This is a genomic window from Nonomuraea purpurea (assembly GCF_042650645.1).
Taxonomy (GTDB): domain Bacteria; phylum Actinomycetota; class Actinomycetes; order Streptosporangiales; family Streptosporangiaceae; genus Nonomuraea; species Nonomuraea purpurea.
Genome location: NZ_JBHSBI010000002.1, coordinates 191460 through 210921, shown reverse-complemented (window position 1 = coordinate 210921; position 19462 = coordinate 191460). Strand labels below are relative to the sequence as shown.

The window sequence follows — 19462 nt, the reverse complement described above, 5'->3', positions numbered from 1 at the left end:
ACGAACGCGTGGCGACAATGGACCCAGATGCCCGCTGGGGGGCTGCTCCCTCTCTCGGAGATCGGTGAGGCCGTGCGGACCGCGACGGACCTGCACAGCATTGTGGCACGACCCCGCACTCCATACGGCCACCTCCCGGCGGTTGACCTCCACCCTAGGCCGACGAAGACAGTAGTGCGTACGGAAGCGGGGCACTGATACCCGAAAGCAACCGTTATGACTGTTTCATTCAGTCACTCTTCGTGGCAGGCGGTACGTGAATTGCGAGCGCGGTAACGTCATCATCCTGTTCATATCCAGACAACATCCGGTCAACCAGGAAATCCAGCAACATGTGTGGACTGTTGATGACCTCAGGCGGCGCTTCGGTCACAACACTGCAAAGCTCTGCGAGGCCCCCGTCCAATCCGCGTTTCCTGTTCTCCACCAGACCGTCGGAGTAGAGCACGGCGGTATGGCCGGGCGGCACCACGAACCGGAACTGCCGACGGCTGGTCGGCCAGCCTAGCGGTGTGCCGGGCTCGGCGTCGCACAGGATCGCCGTGCCCTGCGGCGAGACCAGGACGGGCGGCGGGTGGCCGGCCAGGGCCAGCGTGCCCTCGCCCGTGACAGGCTCGACGACCATGTAGGCCAGGGTCGTGACCTGTTCCTCCTCTTCGGTCGCCTCGAAGACCCTGTCGAGCCCGGTGAGGACGGCCGCGGGCGGCGGATTGGTCAGCGCCAGGGCCCGCATGGCGTTGCGGATGCGGCCCATGCCCGCCGCGGCCTTGACGCCCTTGCCCATGACGTCGCCGACGACGGCCGCGACCCGCCCGTCCTGCAGGACGAACGCGTCGTACCAGTCGCCGCCGACCTGCACGTGACGGCTGCCGGAACGGAAGCGTTGGGCCAGCACCAGGCCCTTGACCACGGGCAGGCGGTCGGGCAGCAGGCTGCGCTGCAGCGTCTCGGCGGTGCGGTGCTCGCGCTCGAACAGCGTGGCCCGCTCGACCGCCAGCGCGCACTGACCGGCCAGGGCCTCCAGGAAGACGCCGTCCTCCTGGGAGATCTTCTGCGGCCGGGTGAAGGAGAATCGGAGCGCTCCCAGCGCACGTCCCGCTGCCAGCAGCGGCAGCCCGACCCAGGCGCGCTCGTCGCCGTGGGCGAGGAACCCCGCCAGCACCTCCTCGTCGTCGCCCGCCTCCAGCAACTGGGCCTTCAGCGACTCGGGCGACTCGGCGAAGACCGGCCTTCGGCTGTTGACGGCCATGGTCATCACGTTGGAGTGGGACAGCGGGATCTCATCGCCCGTGACCCCGGAGACCTCCATGATGCCCTCGCCGTTGATCAGCTTGAGCGCGGCGCGGTCGGAGTCGAGCAGTGCCACGGCGGAGCGGTCGGCGGCCAGGGCGGTGCGGCCGACGTCGATGATGACCTGCACGACCTGCTCGACCGTCAGGGCCTCGGCCAGCTGGGCGGTGGCGCCCTGCAGGCGGGCGGTGCGCAGGGCGGCGGCGCCGAGCTGGTCGGTCAGCCTGCCGCGCATCTCCTCGGCCTCGCGCTGCGGGGTGACGTCGGTGTTGGCCCCGACCCACTCCACGACCCTGCCGTGCCTGATGATCGGCACGGCGCGCACCTCGAAGTGGCGGTAGCCGCTGGCCCGGGTGCGCACGCGGTAGTTCCACTCGAACATGGCGCGCCCGCGCAGCGCCTCCCTCCAGGCCTCCTCGGTGTGACCGCGCTCGTCGGGGTGGACGACGTCGAGCCAGCCGCCCGCGAGATACTCCTCCAGGCCCTGGCCGGTGATGGCGCGCCACTGCGGGGCGTCCTCGACGACCGCGCCGGTGGGCGAGGTGATCCAGACGAGCTGCGACTGCGCCTCGACCAGCGAGCGGTAGCGCTCCTCGCTGCGGCGCAGGGCCTCCTCGGTCTGGCGGCTCTCGGTCACGTCGAGCCCGATGAGGGCGATGGCGCGCAGCTCGCCCGCGTCGTCGTGGACCGGCGAGAACGACAACGACCAGTGGCGGGTGCCGCCCTCGGCGGAACGGACGCGCACGCGGCCCTCGGTGACGGGCGCGTCGGTCTCGATCACGGCCTGGACGGCGTGGGTGATGATCTGGCTGAGGTCGGCGGCGAGGACTTCGACGGGCGGCCGGCCGATCATGCGCTCGGCGGACACGTTGACGACGTCGCTGAAGACGTCGTTGACGCGCTGGACACGGGCGTCGGCGTCGAAGAACGCGAAAGCGAACTCGGCCTCCGACAGCATGCCCTTGAAGAGGGCGGAGTCTGAGATGTCCACATCCGACTCCCGGGGACGGGGAACGGAGGTCTCGGCGCTCATGGTCGGCACCTCCGTCGCGTGCCAGGGTCTCCCACGCGGCACATCTCCATAACTGTGTATCGGCGTAGCGCAGCTCCGGGCGACCGGATTCTGCAGTACATCATCGGCGATGGGCATGTGTGGACGGAAGCCCCCGTCGCGGCCCGGTCGCCTTTAGGGTCTACGCATCCTGTCAAAGTCGCTCCACGTTGCGCAGCAAGATCAGGTTACAGCGCCGTCGGCGGGTCCGGCTTTCGACCCGGCTACTGGGCCTTGGCGACGCGCTTGGCCTCCTGCTTGGCTGCGCGTACGCGGGCCAGGCTGCCGGCGTCGACCACGTCGGCCACCGATCGGTTCGACCCCTCCTCGCCATAGAGTCCGGCCGCTTCCCGCCAGCCCGGGGGTTGGACCCCCATCTGCTTCCCCAACAATGCCAAGAAAATCTGGGCTTTCTGCTTGCCGTAACCGGGAAGGGCCATGAGTCGCTCCAGCAACTCTTTGCCGTCGGCGGCGTCGGCCCAGATCTTCTCCGGCCGCCCGTCATAGTGTTCGACGAGGTAGGCCGCGAGCTGCTGGACGCGGCCCGCCATCGACTTGGGGTAGCGGTGCACGGCGGGCTTCTCCGCCAGCAGCGCGGTGAACGCCTCAGGATCACAGGAGGCGATCTCCTCGGCGGTGAGGTCGTGGCCGAGGCGTTGCGAGATCGTGTAAGGCCCCGTGAACGCCCACTCCATGGGGATCTGCTGGTCAAGCAGCATGCCGACGAGCAGGGCGAGCGGGCTGCGGCCGAGGAGCTCGTCTGCCTCGCTCCGCTGGGCGAGCTGGATGCGCATGGAGACAGCTTCGCATGAAAGGGCGGCGGGTGAAGTGAACACAACCTCCGCGGAGGCTTGACAACCGCCCGAGAAAAGGTGAAATGAGAGCGCAAGTCGCCCTGTAGACATTCCTGGGGGTTTGCTCCTGGGTCTCCAGAGGAATCTCACTCCTATGCTCGCTTTGGCCACACGGTTCCTGCGGGAGCCGGTCAGTCTCAGGCTGGCCGAAGAGTTCCTGACCGTACCCGTGGACACGATCGACCGCTGCGTGGCCGACGTGTGCGCGTGTGCGCAGCATCTGGGCATCTCGGCGACGCCCGAGATCATCGAACGCGTAGCTCGCGAGCATTTGCTCGCAATCGTGAACTCTGCACCACCGCCAAGATCTTTCCGGTAAACGCCGCGACCAAGATCTTCCCGATAGTTTCGGGTTTCCCGATAACATCGGGGTTACCAGGCCGAGTTCTACGCACCGTTTGCGCCTGGAATACGAGAGAGTGAGGGCGTGCGCCGACACCGACGAGATCCCCGGGAGAGCACCCCGCCAGACGACGTGTTCAAGGAGATGGTGCAGGCGGCCCGTGAGCTGCTGGCCGTACGCACGCCTCTCGACGCGGAACTGATGGTCTCCGACATGATCGGGGCCTGGTGGGGCCGGCGGGTCAGGGGCGGCGACGTGGAGCAGGTGCTCGGCGAGGGGCTGGTCGACTACGCCGCCAAGGCCGGCACTCCGGCCTCGCTGACCCTGCTGATCTGCCTGGCCTATCTGGGCACGGCCCGCCAGGGCGCCAAGGCCGAGGGCGCGGCGCTGGCGATGATGGAGTCGGGGGTGGCCAGGCCCGGCTGGGCCGACAAGGTCGGCGCCGTCAAGCCCACCGGCTGCTACGTCTCCCGCGACGCCTACGGCGACCAGGACACGGTCATCTGCACCTTCGCCTACCGATGGAACGCGGCATCCCAGTCGACCGACCGCCACGCGCTGGTCCTGGTCGTCGACTACAACATGAGCGGCATGGCCCGCGACGCGTGGGTGTCCACGCAGGTCGACAAGTTGCTGGAGCAGGCCGGCGCCGAGGCGGCGGCCAATCCGCTGCTGCGCTTCGAGGAGATCGCGCCCGAGCAGGCCAGGGCGCTGCTGGAGTCGGCGATGAAGGCCACCAGGGAGCCCAAGAAGCCGCCGCCGGTGAGCGACAGCTACAGCGCCTACCACGCCTTCGCGCGCGCCCGGCTCAAGGCGCTGCCCCCGGGGCGCAAGCGCCCCGCGCCGCTGCACATCGAGGCCCCCTACAGCAGGGAGCGGCGGGCCATGCTGGCGGCGGAGTTCCTCGCCTCCGACGCGGCCGAGCACCTGTCCGACCCGTCGGCGGCCTCGCGCTGCGCCGACCACATCATCGACTACGGCTGCGAACAGGACTTCAACCGGCCGCTGCGGGTCAGCCCGACCAAGTGCGAGACGTTCCTGCTCGACTGGCTGCCGCGCAAGGTGCTGCTGAGCGTGGCCGAGCAGGAGGCGATGCCGCACGCTCTGGCGGCCTGGGTGCGCTTCGCCGCCCGCCGCACCGAACTGCCCGAGCAGGGGCTCAAGGCGACGCTCGACGCGGTATGGGAGGCCATCGGCAAGTTCCCCGAGGCCTACCGCGATCCGACGTCGTTCGGGCTCGACCGGCTGCTGCTGGAGCGGCTGCTGCCGGACGGCGACCTGGACGCGCTGGCCAGGCGGGTCTTCGCCTTCCCGTTCCTGCAGGGCACGCACAACGGGGTCGAGCTCGACAAACTCGACCCGGCCGACCCTGCCGACCGCCGTACGCTCCTGGAGCTCGACCACGGCAGCGCCATCGACCAGGAGCACCTGGCCTGGCACGAGGAGATCGCCACCCGCCTGTGGGACGGCGACCCGCCGCAGCTCTGGGAGGCCGCCCAGCGCCTGCTCGACCTGGGCCACGAGCGCCACGACGTGCTGCACGTACTGATCGAGATCGCCGAGCGGATCGGCGGCGACCCCGACGAACTGGCCGCCGCACTCGACGACATCGCCGACATCCCCGACGAATTCTAGCGATCATGTGGATGTACCGCGGCCTCGGCGAGGGCCGATACCTGCCCTCCGAGCACACCCAGGGCCCGTGGGACCCGGGCGCCCAGCACATGGGGCCGGTCACGGCCCTGATCGTCCACGAGCTGGCCACGACGGCGCCGCGCCCGGGGCTGGAGCCGGCCAGGCTGGTGGTCGAGGTGTTCGCGCCGGTGCCCCTGGCCGAGCTGCGGGTCACGACCGAGGTGGCCCGCGACGGCAAGCGCGTGCAGTGCCTGACGGCGAGCGTGTGGTCAGGCGAGCGCGAGTACGTCAGGGCCACCGCGTGGCGCATCCGGCAGGGGGCTGACCCGCTCGACCCTCTACGACGAGACCGGAGAGCTCGGCACGGCAACCCAGACGCTCTTCGTCGCGCCGAGATAGCCTCTATTGCCATGGTGATCGACCTCAACGCGGACCTGGGCGAGGGTTTCGGCATCTGGCGGCTCGGCGACGACCTGGCACTGCTCGACATCGTCACGAGCGCCAACGTGGCCTGCGGCTTCCACGCGGGCGACCCCGTGACGATCAGGCGCACCTGCGCGGCCGCGATCGACCGCGGCGTGACGATCGGGGCGCAGGTGTCCTACCGCGACCTGGCCCACTTCGGGCGCAGGGAGATGGAGATGGAACCGGAGGAGCTGTGCGCCGAGGTGCTCTACCAGCTCGCGGCCGTCGACGGCATCGCCAGGGCGATGGGCGGGCGGGTGTCGTACGTCAAGCCGCACGGCGCGCTCTACAACCGGATCTGCCGCGACGAGGTTCAGGCGGCGGCGGTGATCGACGCGGTGGCCGACTACGACCCGTCCCTGCCGGTGCTCACGCTGCCCGGGTCGGTCGTGCACGTGGTGGCGAAGGCCGAGGGCGTGCCGACGGTGAGCGAGGCGTTCGCCGACCGGGCCTACACGGCGGCGGGCACGCTCGTCCCGCGCACCCAGCCGGGGGCGGTCATCCACGACCCGGCGGCGGTGTCCGCCCGTGCCCGCCGGATGGCCGTGGACGGCTCTGTGACGGCCTCTGACGGGAGTTCGGTACCGATTTCCGCCCGTTCCATCTGCGTCCACGGAGACACGCCTGACGCCGTCCGGCTGGCGCAGGGAGTGCGGGACACGTTGCTGGAGGCCGGAGTGGTCCTGCAGGCGTTCGCGTGATCAGGACCGCCGGGGAGCACGGGCTGCTCGTGGAGACCGGCTCGCTGGCGCTGTCCCACCGGCTGGACGCGGCGCTGCGCGCCGAGCGGCCCCCGGGGGTCGTGGAGATCGTTCCCGGGCCCGATACCGTGCTCGTGGTGGCGCCGGGGGCGGACCAGGCCAGGCTGCGCGCGCTGCTGGAGGAGCTCGTGGCCGAGCGGCGTCATGAGGACGCGATCCAGGCCGCCGAGGGCGACGTGGTGACGATTCCCGTGGTCTATGACGGGGCCGATCTCGATTCCGTGGCGGCGCTGGCGGGGATCTCCCCGGACGAGGTCGTCTCCCGGCACGCCGGGCGCGAGCTGGTGGTGGGGTGGCTGGGGTTCGCTCCGGGGTTCGCCTATCTGACCGGCCTCGATCCGGTGCTGCAGACGCCGAGGCTGGAGACGCCGCGCACGTCGGTGCCCGCAGGGTCCGTCGCGGTGGCGGGACCGTACTCCGCGGTCTATCCGACGGCCTCCCCAGGCGGGTGGCGGCTGCTCGGGCGCACGTCGCTGCGGGTGTGGGACGTCGAGGCCGACCCGCCGTCGCTGTTTCGGCCCGGCATGCGCGTACGGTTCGAGCCGGCATGATCGAGGTGCTGGCGCCCGGCCCGTACGCGACCGTCCAGGACCTCGGCCGGCCCGGCCACGCCCACCTGGGGGTGCCCGCGTCGGGAGCGGCCGACGCGCCGAGCCTGCGGCTGGCCAACAGGATCGTCGGCAACCCCGAGGGGCTGGCGGGGATCGAGCTGACGTTCGGCCTGGCCAGGCTGCGCTTCCTCGAAGGGGCGTGGATCGCGCTGACGGGCGCGCCCCTGGACGCCGGCCCCGGCATGGGCGCGCCGGTCTGGGTGCCCGCGGGGACGGAGGTGCGGCTCGGCACGCCCGTGTGGGGGCTGCGCACCTACCTGGCCGTACGCGGCGGGATCGCGGTCGACCCTGTGCTCGGCAGCAGGTCCACCGACACGCTGTCCGGGCTCGGTCCGCAGCCGCTGCGCGCGGGCACCCGGCTGCCCGTCGGGCCGCCGCGGGGCGTCATCTCCGTGGACCTGGCGCCGCTGCCCGGGCCGCCGCCCGCGGTGCTGCGGGTGCTGCCGGGGCCGCGCGACGACTGGTTCGTCCCCGAGGCGCTGGCCGAGCTCTGCGCGGGCCCCTACACGGTGAGCCAGGACAGCAACCGGGTCGGCGTCCGCCTGCTCGGCCCCGAACTGGTGCGGGCCAAGGAGGGCGAACTGCCCAGCGAGGGCGTGGTCGCCGGGGCCGTCCAGGTGCCGCCGAGCGGGCAGCCGATCGTGTTCCTGGCCGACCACCCGCCGACGGGCGGCTATCCGGTCATCGGCGTCGTACGCGCCGCGGACCTGCCGGTCTCCGCCCAGCTCAGCCCGGGCGACGAGGTGCGTTTCACAACTCGACGCGGCCGGTGACGCTCGTGACGACGGCGCCGCCCACCCAGACCTCCTCGGCGGAGCCGTCGATGCGGATCCGTCCCGCGTGCCCGATCATGCTCCCCTGGGTGACGGTGTAGGGGGCGCGGGCGCGGCCCGTGCGCAGCAGCCACTGCGCCAGCGAGGCGTTCAGGCTGCCCGTCACGGGGTCCTCCAGGTGGGATTCCGGACGAGGCAGGAAGGCCCGCACCTCAAACGCGCTCTGCGACCCCTCGGGGTAGGGCCCCACGACGCCCACGTAGTGCGGCACCGCCCCCGGCCGCAGCGCCAGCACCGACTCGGCGTCGGCCAGCAGCAGGCCCACCCAGCCCGCGCCGTTGTCGGCCCACTCGGCGGCCACGACGTCGCCCGGCCCGATCCCGAGCGAAGCCGCGATGCGTTCGACGAGCTCCTCCTCCACCGGCCCTGAGCGCACCAGCGGCGGCGCCTGGAACGCCAGTCCGTTCTCGGTCGCGCGGACCCGCACCAGCCCGGCTCCGCACTCCTGCACGACCTCGCCGTCCTTGGCGGGCTTGCCGCCCGCCTCCAGCCAGGCGTGACAGGAGCCCAGGGTCGGGTGCCCGGCGAAGGGCAGCTCGGCCACGGTGGTGAAGATCCGCACCCGGTAGTCGGCCTCGGGGGTGGTGGGCGGGAGCAGGAAGGTGGTCTCGGCCAAGTTCGTCCATCGGGCGAAGCGCTGCATCTCCTCCGTGCTCAGTCCTTCGCCGTCGAGGACGACCGCGAGCGCGTTGCCCTGGTACGGGGCGGCGGGGAAGACGTCAACCTGTGTGAAAGGGCGCAACATGTCCCGGAGTCTTCCAGACGGGTCTTCCCCCCGTTGACACCCTGCCCGCAGACTTGTGCCCGTGGCGGACTTCGATGTGGTGGTACTCGGTTCAGGACCAGGCGGGCAGAAGGCCGCGATCGCGGCGGCGAAACTCGGCAGGCGCGTGGCGATCGTCGAGAAACGGCACATGCTCGGCGGCGTGTGCATAAACACGGGCACGATCCCGTCGAAGACCCTGCGTGAGGCGGTCCTCTACCTCACGGGGCTCAACCAGCGGGAGCTGTACGGCGCCAGCTACCGCGTCAAGGACGAGATCACGGTCGCCGACCTGGGCATGCGCACCCAGCACGTGATCGGCCGCGAGATCCAGGTGATCCGCAGCCAGCTCGGCCGCAACCACGTGACGGTCTTCCAGGGCACCGGCAGGTTCCTGGACGCGCACACGATCGGGATCATCGGGGACGACGAGCGGAAGATCACGGCCGAGAAGATCGTGATCGCCACGGGCACCTCGCCCGCCCGCCCGGACAGCGTGCAGTTCGACGACAGAACGGTCATCGACTCCGACGCGATCCTGCACCTCGACCGGGTCCCCGAGACCCTCGTCGTGGTGGGGGCCGGGGTCATCGGCATCGAGTACGCCTCCATGTTCGCCGCCCTCGGCACCAAGGTGACCGTGGTGGAACGGCGCGAGCGCATGCTGGAGTTCTGCGACCTGGAGATCGTCGAGGCGCTGAAGTACCACCTGCGCGACCTGGCGGTGACCTTCAGGTTCGGCGAGAGCGTGGCCGCCGTCGAACGCCGCCCGCGCGGCGCGCTGACCCTGCTGGAGAGCGGCAAGAAGATCCCCGCCGACTGCGTCATGTACTCCGCGGGCCGGCAGGGCAAGACGGCCGAGCTCTGCCTGGAGGCCGCGGGTCTGGCGGCCGACGACCGCGGCAGGATCTCCGTGGACGCCAACTACGCCACGGCCGTGCCGCACATCTACGCCGTCGGCGACGTGATCGGCTTCCCCGCGCTGGCGGCGACCTCCATGGAGCAGGGCCGGCTGGCCGCGCAGCACGCCTGCGGCGAGCCCGTCGAGGAGCTGAACGACCTGCCGCCCATCGGCATCTACACCATCCCCGAGATCAGCTTCGTGGGCAGGTCCGAGGACGAGCTGACCAGGGACAAGGTGCCGTTCGAGGTGGGCGTCTCGCGCTACAGGGAGCTGGCCAGAGGGCAGATCATCGGCGACTCCTACGGGATGCTGAAGCTTTTGGTCTCCTCCGAGGACCGGCGGCTGCTGGGCGTGCACGTGTTCGGCACGGGTGCGACGGAGCTGGTGCACATCGGCCAGACGGTCATGGGGTGCGGCGGTACCGTCGACTACCTGGTCAACGCGGTGTTCAACTATCCGACGCTGGCGGAGTCGTACAAGGTGGCGGCGCTGGACGCGATGAACAAGATGCGGGTGATCGCCCGGCTCACGGCGGACATGTGAGCCGGGCGACCATGCCTTTCAGGACAGCGTCCACTTCTGGTTGGCGGCGCCCGTGCAGGTCCAGATCTGCAGGCGGGTGCCGTCGGCGCTGGTGTTACCGGTGACGTCGGCGCACTTGCCGGCGGCCGGGTTCACCAGGTCCCTGCCCGCGGTGTAGGTCCACTGCTGGTTGGGGGTGCCGGTGCACGACCACAGTTGCAGCTTGCTGCCGTCGGCGGTGCCGTGGTCGACGACGTCGAGGCACTTGCCGAGCGCGCGCAGCGTGCCGTCGCCCGGACGGGTCCACCGCTGGGCGGCGCTGCCGTTGCAGGTGTAGAGCTGCACGGCGGTGCCGTCGGCGGCGCTGCCGCCGGCCACGTCGGCGCACTTGCCCGCCAGGCCGGTGATCGGGCCGCCGCCGTCCGAGCCCGGGGCGCCCGACCAGGTGAAGGTGGCCGTGGTGCGGGCGGGCAGGGTGTAGACGAAGGACTGGCCGCCCCAGTCGACCCTGATCGACTGGGCCGAGGCGCCGCCGTTGTGGGCGATCAGGGCCTTGGAGCCGTCGGGGTTGCGCCAGGCGACGTTCTGGACGGTCGCGTTGGCGGTCGAGTCGATCCGGTACGCCCCCGGCCTGACGAACTTGGTGAGGTGGCCGGTCGTGTAGTACTCGATGGTGTAGTCGACCTGGCCGGCGCGGGCGCCGCCCTCCTGGACGGTGATCAGCCCCGTGCAGGTGCCGCAGCCGCCGTTGTGCGGGCCCATGTTCTGGTTGAGCGCGAGGCTCCACTTGACGAGGCTGCTGCTCCAGTTGCGGGTGTATCCCACGATGTCGGCCATGTCCTCGTTGTGCTGGTTACCGATCCAGGTGCCGCCCGAGTGCTCGGTGCTGAACTGCGGGACCTGCGGGTACTGGTTGTGCACCTGCGTGCCGACCGCCGGGTCGCCCCAGTAGCCGTGCCAGGCGATGCCGCCGAACAGCGGGTCGTTCCGCAGCGCCGCGTCGGCCAGGATGGGCCCGCCGATCTGGCCGTAGTCACCGTAGTTCCAGTCATGGACGAGCACCTTCGTGGTGATCCCCGCGGCCCGGAAGGCCGGGAAGACGAAGTTCTTCGTCAACTCGATCAGGCCGGAGGCGTTCCAGGACATGCCCGGGTAGTTCATCGCGGTCGGGTTGCCGGCCTGGCAGCAGTTGGGCTCGTTCTGGACGGAGACGTAGTTCACCGGGACGCCGGCGGCCTGGTAGCTCTGGATGTACTTGACCAGGTACTGGGCGTACATGCCGTAGTACTCCCACTTCAGCCAGCCCATCTGGTCCATCCGGCCGTTGTCCTTCATCCAGCCGGGCGCGCTCCACGGCACGCCCTTGACCCGCAGCGCCGGGTTGAGCTGCCTGGCCTGGGCGGTGAGCAGGCGGACGTTGGTGTCGTAGCCGTTCGCGCCGAAGTCGTTCAGGTCGCAGCAGGTGTCGTCGAGCGAGACCATGCCGGGGCGCGACAGGTCGGAGGCGCCGATCGGGTTGCGGACGAACGACAGGCCGATGCCTTCGGCGGGCGAGAACAGCTTGCGCATCACGGCGTCCCGCGTGGCGGCGCTGACGGGCCCGCCGCGCAGCAGGTAGGCGGTCGTGTCGGTGATCGACGCGCCCCCGCCCTCGAACTGCTGGTACGTGGTTGCCTCGTTGACGGTGATCGTGTGGTTGGCGGTGCCGCCCGCGGGGCCGAAGGCGATGGGCGACTGCCGCTGGAGCCCTCGGGTGACGGTGCGGCCGCCGGCGTCGGAGGTGGTGGTCAGCCAGACGTCGACCGGCTCGCCGGCCGCGACGGCCGGGAGGGGCGCGGCCAGGCATAAGGCGGCGGCGCAGGCGAGTGCCAGCAGGATTCTGGACACGGCGAAGGTCCTTCCGGACAGGGGGTGATGTCCTTGAAACAGATGAAACAAATCTGTAACGCCTTTCGCAATCTGCAGCAGAGCACGAGTCAAGTACGGGCGTCAATCGATGTAACGAATGAAACAGTCAGCGCGCCGCGGGCCCGGTCGAGCCGCGGACGATCAGCTCCGTGCCCAGCGAGACGTGCAGCGCCTCCAGGGTGTGCCTGCTCAGCAGCCGCATCAGCAGCGTCACCGCCATCCGGCCCATCTCCTGCAGGGGCTGGCGCACCGTGGTGAGCGGTGGCGAGGTCGCCCTGCTGACGTCGATGTCGTCGAAGCCCGCCACCGACAGCTCGCCCGGCACGCTCAGCCCGCGCTCGGCCGCCGCCCGCAGCGCCCCGACCGCCAGCTTGTCGTTGAACGCCACCAGCGCCGTCGGCCGCTCCGGCAGGTCGAGCAGCTCGCAGGCCGCCCGGTAGCCGTGCTCGATGTTCGGCTCCGGCACGCTGCGCAGCAGCTCGGGCGCCGGCAGCACGCCCGCGTCGGCCAGCGAGGCGGTGTAGCCGGCCAGCCTGGCCTCGCTCGGCAGCCACTGCACCGGGCCGCCGATGATCCCGACCCTGCGGTGGCCCAGCCCTGCGACGTGGGCCATCAGCGCGCGCCCTCCCGCGAAGTGCGCGGCCGAGACGGCCACCATGTCCTTCGGCGGCGGGGTCCTCGGGTCGATCACGACGAAGGGGAAGCCGCGGTCGCGCAGGCGTACGAGCTCCTCCCCCGGCTCAGGGGGCAGGATCAGGATCGCGCCCGCGACCCCCTGCCGGCCGGGCAGCGCGGGCAGCACCGGGGCGGCCTGGGCCGACTCGCCCGCGCCCAGGATCATCTGCCTGCCGTGCAGCTCTATGGTCTCGCCCACCGAGGAGACGATGAGCCCGAAGTAGTCGGTCAGCACGTAAGGACAGCGCACGTAGACCGCGCCCGCCGGCGGCTCCTGCGGGGCGCGCGGCCTGGGCGCCTGGTCGCCGAGCCGGCCGACCGCGCGCAACACCACCTCACGGGTGTGCGGGGCGACGTTGGACTGGCCGTTGAGCACCCGGGAGACGGTCGCGATCGACAGGCCGGTCTCGGCGGCGACGTCGCGTACGGTCGCGCGCGCCCTGCCCGCTCTGGCCATCCACGCCCCTCGCTCCGGACCTGCCCCGCCAGGATAGTCACCGCTACCGCGAGAAGCCGATCTCCACCCTGCGGTTCTTGGCCCGGCCCTTGGGGTTGTCGCCGCCGTCGGGCAGGGCGTTCGGCGCGACGGGATCAGCCTCACCGTGGCCGGCGACCGTGAAGTCCGTCCCCGGGACGAGCCCCGCCAGCGCGTCGCGCACCGCCTGCGCCCGCCGCCGCGACAGCTCCAGGTTGTAGGAGTCGGAGCCCTTGGCGTCGGTGTAGCCGTCGATCTTCACCGGCTTGCCCCGCGCCTCGGACTTCAGCAGCGTGGCCGCCTCTTCGAGCCGGCTCTTGGCCTTGCCCGTCAGCGTGGCCTTGTCGAAGGTGAACAGCACGTCGGCGGCGACCGTGATCGTGCGCTGCGTGCCGGTGGTCTCGTTGGTCACCGACTCGTCGAGGTTGGCGACGCGCTCGCCGATGTCGAGGACCTTGCCGTTCGCGTCCAGGACCTTGCCGCCGATGTCGAGGACGGGTGCGGTGACCGGCGCCCCGGCCTTCACCGGCACCTGGATCGGCGCCTCGGGAGCGGGCGTGAGCAGCGCGAACAGCACGGCCAGCGCGCTAGCCGATCGCAACATTCGCCAGCGTCCCGACGTTCGGGATGTGCACGTCGACCGAGCCGACGTCCGTCGGCGGGGCCGCGAACGTGGCCGAGAACACCGCGGTCTGGTCCTGCTTCAGGAACAGCCCCTCCATGCGGCTGCACACGCACCCGCCCTCGCTGTCCAGGGCCACCAGGTGCTTCTTGGCGTTCTTGACGTCCACCAGGAAGACGCCGTCCACGGTGGGGTTCGCCTTGGCCACGGCGGAGAAGGCGTTGTGCACCTGCCACCCGAGCACTTCGCCGGTCTTGATGACGGTGGCGGTGAAGGTGAGGTTGACGAACCGGTCCCTGCGGATCAGCTGGACGACGTCGATCCTGAACGTGGTGTTGGACAGCGCCCCCTCCCTGCTGGCCAGGACCTTGTCGGGGGCGACTGTCGGGGGTGCGGTCGTCTGGGCGACCGGCTGCGACTGGGGCGGGGCCTCCCGCGAGGCGGGCGCGGACGGCCGGTCCATCTGGCAGCCGGCGGCCAACGCGGCGAGGGTCGCGAGGGTGATGACCTTGGTCAGCCTCATGATGTCAGGATTGCAGCTCTATATCACGACAAGATCCCAGGGTCATTCTGCGGTGCTCTGGCGGCGGTTGCGGGCCGCGGGCTTCTTGCGTCCCGCGACGAGCGTGTCGCCGGGGGTGGGCGTCGCCGACGACTCCTCGGCCTGTTTGGTCTCCCGGGCGCGGGGCTTCGGGTGCGGCGCGGTGTCCTCGGTGTCCGGCGCCGGAGTCGGGTCCTTCTCCTTGGTCTCCTTGGCGGCGGCCTCCTTGGCGGTGACCTCGCGTGGTTTGTCCGGGCCGCGGAGGGAGGCGATGACCTGGTCCGCCTCGTCGTCGGCGGCGAACTCGCTCGCCGCCTCCGACTCCCTGCGCCGGATCACGACCATGTGGTCCACCGACACCCGGCCCGCGCCCACGACGGCCAGCAGGAGGGAGGCGGCTCCGAGGAGGATCAGCTCGTTCATGCTGATCGGGTTGAGCGGCGGCGCCACCAGGAAGACGGCCAGCGCCTCGGCGAACAGGATCAGGCCGGTGGTGGAGACGGCCAGCCCGGCGATCAGCAGCGCGCCGCCGATGAGCTCGGCGAGCATGGTGATCGTGGCCCAGGCGCTCGGCGCGGGGGCGCCCTGCTCCAGGAACTTCGCCCCGGTGAGTATCAGCCCGTCTTCGAGCTTGGCCCAGCCGTTGGCGAAGAAGATACCGCCCACACCGATGCGGGCGACTAATGCGGCAAGATCACGAAGGACCTGTTTCACGGTTGTTGTCTGCCCGAAGCGGGACATGGCACACCTCAATCACGGCTGAGCAGCATGGCCACCGCCACGGCGGTCAAGCTGAGCAGGACGACGCTCACGACCACGGTCGTGTGCAGGGCGTTGACGAAGGCCCAGCGCGCGGCGTCGAGCAGCGCCGCCCCCGCGCTGCCGCCGACCTGATGCGCGACGTGGGCGGCCGAGGCGAGCGACTGCCTGGCGATGTCCATGCCGCCCGCGGGCACGCCGGGCACGGCCGGCAGGCCGGGTGCGTACACGATCGTGGTGATCGTGCCGAGCACGGCCACACCGAGGCCCGCGCCCAGTTCGTACGCGGTCTCCTCGATAGCCGCGGCCCCGCCCGCCTGCGACTCCGACGCCGAGGACATGATCGTGTCGGAGGCGGCGAGCAGCGCCACCTGCACCCCGAACCCGATGCCGACGAAGCAGAGCGCCAGCATCACGGGATGCCCCTCGACGCCCCAGGACAGGGTGGGCGTCAGGGCCAGCGCGACGAGCCCGAGCCCGCCGCTCATCGTGGCCCGCATGCCGATGCGCGGCAGGATGTGGGCGGCGGCCAGCCCGCCGGAGATCGCGGAGATGACCAGCGGCAACATCCTGACGGCCGCACGCAACGGGCTGTCGCCGAGGACGAGTTGCAGGTATTGGGCGAGCATGAGCTGCAGGCCCACCAGCGCGAACACGCCGAGCAGCACGCCGGCGACGCCGGTCGAGAACTCGCGCCGCCGAAACAGGCTCACTTCGAGCAGCGGCACGGCCAGGCGCCGCTGGCGCCGCCAGAACGCGACCAGCATGCCCAGCCCGGCCAGGAACACCAGGACCGAGGCCCACAGCGGCATGAGGCTGCCCGAGCCGGCCTCCTTCAGCCCGAACGCCAGCGCCAGGATGCCCAGCACCGACAGCACGGCGCTGACGGCGTCCCATGGCCGGTCCTTGAGCAGGCGCGAGTCGGGCAGCAGTCGCACGGCGGCGGGCACCAGCACCAGCAGGATCGGCACGTTGATGAGGAAGACCGCGCCCCACCAGAAGTGGCTGACCAGCACGCCTCCGACGAGCGGCCCGACGGCCGCGCCTGCGGCGGCGACCGCGCTCCAGACGCCGAGCGCGATGGCCCGCTCGCGCCTGTCGGTGAACACCTGGCGGATCAGCGAGAGCGTGGCCGGCATGATCATCGCGCCGCCGACGCCGAGCAGCGCCCTGGCCAGGATCAGGGTCAGCGGGGTCGGGGCGAACGCGGCGGCGGCCGAGGCCAGGCCGAACAGCAGGAAGCCCATGAGGACCAGGCGTTTACGCCCGTACCTGTCGCCGAGGGTGCCGAACATGATCAGCAGCGGCGCGACCACGAGCGAGTAGATGTCGATGATCCACAACAACTGCACCGCGGACGGCTCCAGCGCGGCGGTGAGCGCGGGCACCGCGATGTGCAGGACCGTGGCGTCGACCGTGATCAGCAGGAGGCTCACGCAGAGCAGCACGAGAATGGACCAGCGACTGGCCCCCTGTACTCGATCGGCGGACTTCACGAGGGGTGCGGCCTGTGTTACGGTCATGGCCCTCCTTGCAGGCCGATCCGTTGGCAGGGCCCGCGCGTGCTGGTCATCCGTGGCGTCGCGACCGCGGCCTCGCGCTCGCTCCTCCCGAGCTTCGCCGCCCTGCCACCGACGCTCCGGCTTGCGTGGCAGCTTAGGCCATGCCACGTACTTGTCATAGCGGTATCGACTGATCCGGGCTCCCCCACGTACCTCTCTAGAGAGATACAGCCATATGTCGGCATCTATCCAATAATCAACGGCCAGCCGATCATGGGACTGTGGGGACCGATCAAACTGGCCGAAACAGCACAATACCCGACAGGTCCTCACGCGAGTGGTGCCACGAGGCCCTGACCAGGCTGAACGCGGGCCGCCCCGAGTCCGCGCTGGACGCCGCCCGGCACGCGGCCGACCTCGATCCGGCCTCGGAATGGGCCTACCGGCTCATCAGCCTCGCCCACGAACGGCTGGGCCGCGACGCCGACGCGCTGCCCGCCGCGGAGCACGCCGTGGACCTGTCCCGGGGCTCGTGGCCGGGCCGGGTGCGCCTGGCGGCGGCCCTGCGCCGGATCCCCGGGCGCTGGCACGAGGCGGCCGGGCACGCCGCGCTGGCGGCCAGGTTCGCACCCGAGCGGCCCGACCCCGAGATCCTGGTCGGCGACCTGGCCCTGCTGCGCGGCGACCACGCCGACGCCGAGCACGCCTACAGAGCCGCGCTGGCCGAGGATCCCGGCCACCCCCAGGCCCGCGTCAACCTGGGCCTGGCGCTGCTGCGCTGGGACCGGCCGCGACCACACCACGATCCCGCCTGGCCGGTGGACCCGCGCGAGACCGGGCGGGTCAGGCGGGTGCTGGAGATCTGGACCCGGCAGTCCCGCCTCCTCCTCGCCCTGGCCACCGTGGCGGTCGCGGCGTGCGCGCTGCTGCTCGACTGGGGCACGCGGGCGCAGGCGGGCGGGTTCGCCGCGTTCGTGCTGGTGGTGGCGCTGACCGTCCGCCAGGCGCGGCGGGTCGGCCTGTGGCGGTACGTGCCGGCGATGCTGCGCAGGGACCCCTGGCTGGGCGCGTCCGTCGCCTCGGCGGCCCTGTCGGTGGCCGCGTACGCCGCCTGGCTGCTGCTGGGCCTGGCGCCCGGCACCCCGCCCCTGCTCGACCCGGTCTGGGCCGGGCTGGCGGGCATCGTCGTGCTGGGCTGGCCGGCGCTGGCCGGCGTACGGGCGGTGGCGGAGTCGTGGCGCGGCCGGCCGCTGCTCGCGCTGGCCGAGACCGCGCGCGTCCAGGCCGCCGAGCGGACCGCCAGGAGGAACACCGGCGTGCTGCTGTGGATCGTGCTCGGCAGAACCTGGTCGGTGCTGGTGCCGCTGGTGGGCGGGGCGCTCGCGGTGGAGCCGAGGGCCGCCGTGGCGGCGGTGGCGGTGCCGTACCCGATGGTGCGCGGCTACCTGCGCGCCCGCCACCGCGACGACCCGTGGCTGCCGGTCGCGATCGGGCTCGTCGTGTTGTCGGCCGCGGCCTGCGCGGCGGGCGGGCTGCTGGGGGCGGCGTGGGCGTGGCGGATCGCGCTCGGCGCGCTCGGGGCGGCGATGGCGGTGTTCGCGGCGCGGGCGGCCCGCGCGTGGTGGCGCGGCGGCCCAGGGCCGTGGCGCGCCTCCCTGATCATGTGCGACCTGCCCATGGGGGCCGACCCGTCCGTCGCGCTGGACACCGAGGTGCGCCAGACCTTCTCCTACGCCCGCAGCGTCGTGCTGGCCTGCGGCGACCCCCTGGGCCCGCGGGTCGTGGGCGCGGTGGCGACCGTCACCTCCGCGGGCGAGCTGCGGGTGATCGCCGAGACGGAGGCGTGGGAGGCCATCGAGGCCGACCCCCGGGTGGCCGTGTTCGCAGCCGATCCGCTGCAGCGGCGGTCCTGGGTGGAGGTGCGCGGAGTCGCCCTGGCCGACTCCGGCGTCCTGCGGGTCACGCCCAAGCACGTGCTCATCGGCGAATTCCCTGGGCGGCACCAGCGCCGCTGATTAATGTCGTGAACCATGGAGACTCTGCGCACGCCGCAAGAGCGATTCGCGGATCTGCCCGGCTTCCCCTACCGGCCACGCCACGCCGAGGTCGGCGACGGCCTGCGCATGGCCTACGTCGAAGCGGGCCCCCCGGACGGCCGGCCCGTCGTGCTGCTGCACGGCGAGCCGACCTGGTCCTTCCTCTACCGCCACGTCATGCGCGTGCTCGCCGCCGCCGGGCTGCGCGCGATCGCGGTCGACCTGATCGGGTTCGGCCGCTCGGACAAACCGGCCGCGGTCGCCGACCACAGCTACGCCGCGCACGTCGAGTGGACCCGCGCCCTGCTGTTCGACGCGCTCGAACTCAGCGGCGCCACCCTGGTCGGCCAGGACTGGGGCGGCCTGATCGGGCTGCGGATCGCGGCCGAGCACCCCGAGCGCGTCTCCGGGATCGTGGCCGCCAACACGGGCTTGCCCACCGGTGACATTCCCATGCCCGAGGTGTGGCACCGCTTCAAGGACACCGTGCTCAAGGCTCCGGTGCTGGACATCGCCAGGCTCGTCCAGGCCGGATGCAAGAGCGAGCTGCCGCCCGAGGTGCGGGCCGCCTACGACGCGCCCTTCCCCGACGAGAGGTACAAGGCGGGCCCCCGGGCCCTTCCCGGGCTCGTGCCCATCACGCCCGACGACCCCGCCGCGCCCGCCAACCGCGCTGCCTGGCGCATTCTCACCACGCTCGACAGACCTTTTCTGGTCGCCTTCTCCGACGGAGATCCCATCACCGGCGGCATGGCGCCCATCCTTCGCGAATCGATCTCCGGCGCCTCCGGCCTGCGACATCCCGTGATCAAGGACGCGGGACACTTCCTCCAAGAGGACGCCGGCCCGGAACTCGGGCGTCAGATCGCCGTTTTCGTGACCTTCACCTAGCGTGTCAGGACCGCCCAATAG

The 19462-nt window shown here is 71.5% G+C and carries 17 protein-coding genes and 1 pseudogene; 9 read left to right on the top strand and 9 right to left on the bottom strand.

The features are described 5' to 3' along the window. Nucleotides 1-229: 229 nt before the first annotated feature. Complete coding sequence (locus ACFOY2_RS04540) at nucleotides 230-2323, bottom strand: SpoIIE family protein phosphatase (RefSeq protein ID WP_379526627.1); 2094 nt, start codon at nucleotides 2321-2323, stop codon at nucleotides 230-232. A gap of 242 nt (nucleotides 2324-2565) precedes the next feature. Continuing rightward, entirely contained in the window at nucleotides 2566-3135 is a 570-nt protein-coding gene (locus tag ACFOY2_RS04535) for an HhH-GPD-type base excision DNA repair protein (RefSeq protein WP_379526626.1), read from the bottom strand. A gap of 154 nt (nucleotides 3136-3289) precedes the next feature. On the opposite strand from ACFOY2_RS04535, the gene ACFOY2_RS04530 reads away from it, so the two are divergent. The 6 genes and pseudogenes from ACFOY2_RS04530 to ACFOY2_RS04505 all read left to right on the top strand — a co-directional run bounded on the left by ACFOY2_RS04530 (nucleotide 3290) and on the right by ACFOY2_RS04505 (nucleotide 7783). Then, complete coding sequence (locus ACFOY2_RS04530) at nucleotides 3290-3514, top strand: hypothetical protein (RefSeq protein ID WP_357803836.1); 225 nt, start codon at nucleotides 3290-3292, stop codon at nucleotides 3512-3514. Between the two features lie 168 nt (nucleotides 3515-3682). Next, a complete protein-coding gene (locus ACFOY2_RS04525; RefSeq protein WP_379526996.1) occupies nucleotides 3683-5173 on the top strand; it encodes a hypothetical protein in 1491 nt (496 codons plus the stop codon). A gap of 5 nt (nucleotides 5174-5178) precedes the next feature. Further along, nucleotides 5179-5469, top strand: a pseudogene (locus ACFOY2_RS04520) (acyl-CoA thioesterase domain-containing protein); the annotation flags it as partial. A gap of 114 nt (nucleotides 5470-5583) precedes the next feature. Then, nucleotides 5584-6339 carry a LamB/YcsF family protein gene (locus tag ACFOY2_RS04515; protein WP_379526995.1) on the top strand — a complete coding sequence of 252 codons (756 nt, stop codon included), beginning with the start codon at nucleotides 5584-5586 and terminating at the stop codon, nucleotides 6337-6339. Continuing rightward, nucleotides 6336-6950: a 5-oxoprolinase subunit B family protein gene (locus ACFOY2_RS04510; RefSeq protein ID WP_379526625.1), complete on the top strand. Its 615-nt coding sequence runs from the start codon at nucleotides 6336-6338 to the stop codon at nucleotides 6948-6950. The genes ACFOY2_RS04515 and ACFOY2_RS04510 overlap by 4 nt, the downstream gene beginning before the upstream one ends. Further along, the gene (locus ACFOY2_RS04505; protein WP_379526624.1) at nucleotides 6947-7783 is read left to right on the top strand and encodes a 5-oxoprolinase subunit C family protein; all 837 of its coding nucleotides are present in this window, start codon (nucleotides 6947-6949) and stop codon (nucleotides 7781-7783) included. Before ACFOY2_RS04510 ends, ACFOY2_RS04505 begins: the two co-directional genes overlap by 4 nt. Here the strand turns inward: ACFOY2_RS04505 and ACFOY2_RS04500 are convergent. Beyond that, nucleotides 7761-8588: a PhzF family phenazine biosynthesis protein gene (locus ACFOY2_RS04500; protein ID WP_379526623.1), complete on the bottom strand. Its 828-nt coding sequence runs from the start codon at nucleotides 8586-8588 to the stop codon at nucleotides 7761-7763. The two genes, ACFOY2_RS04505 and ACFOY2_RS04500, sit on opposite strands and share 23 nt — an antisense overlap. 61 nt (nucleotides 8589-8649) lie before the next feature. Between ACFOY2_RS04500 and sthA the strand changes: the two genes are divergently transcribed. After that, nucleotides 8650-10053: a Si-specific NAD(P)(+) transhydrogenase gene (gene sthA / locus ACFOY2_RS04495; RefSeq protein ID WP_379526622.1), complete on the top strand. Its 1404-nt coding sequence runs from the start codon at nucleotides 8650-8652 to the stop codon at nucleotides 10051-10053. Nucleotides 10054-10071: 18 nt separating this feature from the next. On the opposite strand, the gene ACFOY2_RS04490 is transcribed toward sthA, so the two are convergent. From ACFOY2_RS04490 to ACFOY2_RS04465, 6 genes are all read right to left on the bottom strand, one after another. Beyond that, nucleotides 10072-11919, bottom strand: coding sequence for a ricin-type beta-trefoil lectin domain protein (locus ACFOY2_RS04490; RefSeq protein WP_379526621.1), 1848 nt, complete (start codon nucleotides 11917-11919; stop codon nucleotides 10072-10074). Between the two features lie 127 nt (nucleotides 11920-12046). Next, nucleotides 12047-13072, bottom strand: a complete 1026-nt coding sequence (locus ACFOY2_RS04485; protein WP_379526620.1) for a LacI family DNA-binding transcriptional regulator — start codon at nucleotides 13070-13072, stop codon at nucleotides 12047-12049. A gap of 43 nt (nucleotides 13073-13115) precedes the next feature. After that, nucleotides 13116-13694, bottom strand: a complete 579-nt coding sequence (locus ACFOY2_RS04480; protein WP_379526619.1) for an OmpA family protein — start codon at nucleotides 13692-13694, stop codon at nucleotides 13116-13118. Beyond that, nucleotides 13678-14235, bottom strand: a complete 558-nt coding sequence (locus ACFOY2_RS04475; protein ID WP_379526618.1) for a hypothetical protein — start codon at nucleotides 14233-14235, stop codon at nucleotides 13678-13680. Before ACFOY2_RS04475 ends, ACFOY2_RS04480 begins: the two co-directional genes overlap by 17 nt. Before the next feature lie 42 nt (nucleotides 14236-14277). Next, nucleotides 14278-14967 carry a DoxX family protein gene (locus ACFOY2_RS04470; protein WP_379526617.1) on the bottom strand — a complete coding sequence of 230 codons (690 nt, stop codon included), beginning with the start codon at nucleotides 14965-14967 and terminating at the stop codon, nucleotides 14278-14280. A 35-nt stretch (nucleotides 14968-15002) separates the two neighbouring features. Beyond that, nucleotides 15003-16535 (bottom strand): MFS transporter, encoded by a 1533-nt coding sequence (locus tag ACFOY2_RS04465; protein ID WP_379526616.1) that lies wholly within the window; start codon nucleotides 16533-16535, stop codon nucleotides 15003-15005. A 260-nt stretch (nucleotides 16536-16795) separates the two neighbouring features. Here ACFOY2_RS04465 and ACFOY2_RS04460 point away from each other — a divergent pair, with 260 nt between their 5' ends. Both ACFOY2_RS04460 and ACFOY2_RS04455 read left to right on the top strand, forming a co-directional pair. Beyond that, nucleotides 16796-18529: a tetratricopeptide repeat protein gene (locus tag ACFOY2_RS04460; RefSeq protein WP_379526615.1), complete on the top strand. Its 1734-nt coding sequence runs from the start codon at nucleotides 16796-16798 to the stop codon at nucleotides 18527-18529. Between the two features lie 15 nt (nucleotides 18530-18544). Further along, entirely contained in the window at nucleotides 18545-19441 is an 897-nt protein-coding gene (locus ACFOY2_RS04455) for a haloalkane dehalogenase (protein ID WP_379526614.1), read from the top strand. Nucleotides 19442-19462 lie beyond the last annotated feature (21 nt).

Coding starts and splice junctions, on each gene's coding strand:
- ACFOY2_RS04540 (WP_379526627.1), bottom strand. CDS start 2,323: ATGAGCGCCGAGACCTCCGTTCCCCGTCCCCGGGAGTCGGATGTGGAC.
- ACFOY2_RS04535 (WP_379526626.1), bottom strand. CDS start 3,135: ATGCGCATCCAGCTCGCCCAGCGGAGCGAGGCAGACGAGCTCCTCGGC.
- ACFOY2_RS04530 (WP_357803836.1), top strand. CDS start 3,290: ATGCTCGCTTTGGCCACACGGTTCCTGCGGGAGCCGGTCAGTCTCAGG.
- ACFOY2_RS04525 (WP_379526996.1), top strand. CDS start 3,683: ATGGTGCAGGCGGCCCGTGAGCTGCTGGCCGTACGCACGCCTCTCGAC.
- ACFOY2_RS04515 (WP_379526995.1), top strand. CDS start 5,584: ATGGTGATCGACCTCAACGCGGACCTGGGCGAGGGTTTCGGCATCTGG.
- ACFOY2_RS04505 (WP_379526624.1), top strand. CDS start 6,947: ATGATCGAGGTGCTGGCGCCCGGCCCGTACGCGACCGTCCAGGACCTC.
- ACFOY2_RS04500 (WP_379526623.1), bottom strand. CDS start 8,588: ATGTTGCGCCCTTTCACACAGGTTGACGTCTTCCCCGCCGCCCCGTAC.
- ACFOY2_RS04485 (WP_379526620.1), bottom strand. CDS start 13,072: ATGGCCAGAGCGGGCAGGGCGCGCGCGACCGTACGCGACGTCGCCGCC.
- ACFOY2_RS04480 (WP_379526619.1), bottom strand. CDS start 13,694: ATGTTGCGATCGGCTAGCGCGCTGGCCGTGCTGTTCGCGCTGCTCACG.
- ACFOY2_RS04475 (WP_379526618.1), bottom strand. CDS start 14,235: ATGAGGCTGACCAAGGTCATCACCCTCGCGACCCTCGCCGCGTTGGCC.
- ACFOY2_RS04465 (WP_379526616.1), bottom strand. CDS start 16,535: ATGACCGTAACACAGGCCGCACCCCTCGTGAAGTCCGCCGATCGAGTA.
- ACFOY2_RS04455 (WP_379526614.1), top strand. CDS start 18,545: ATGGAGACTCTGCGCACGCCGCAAGAGCGATTCGCGGATCTGCCCGGC.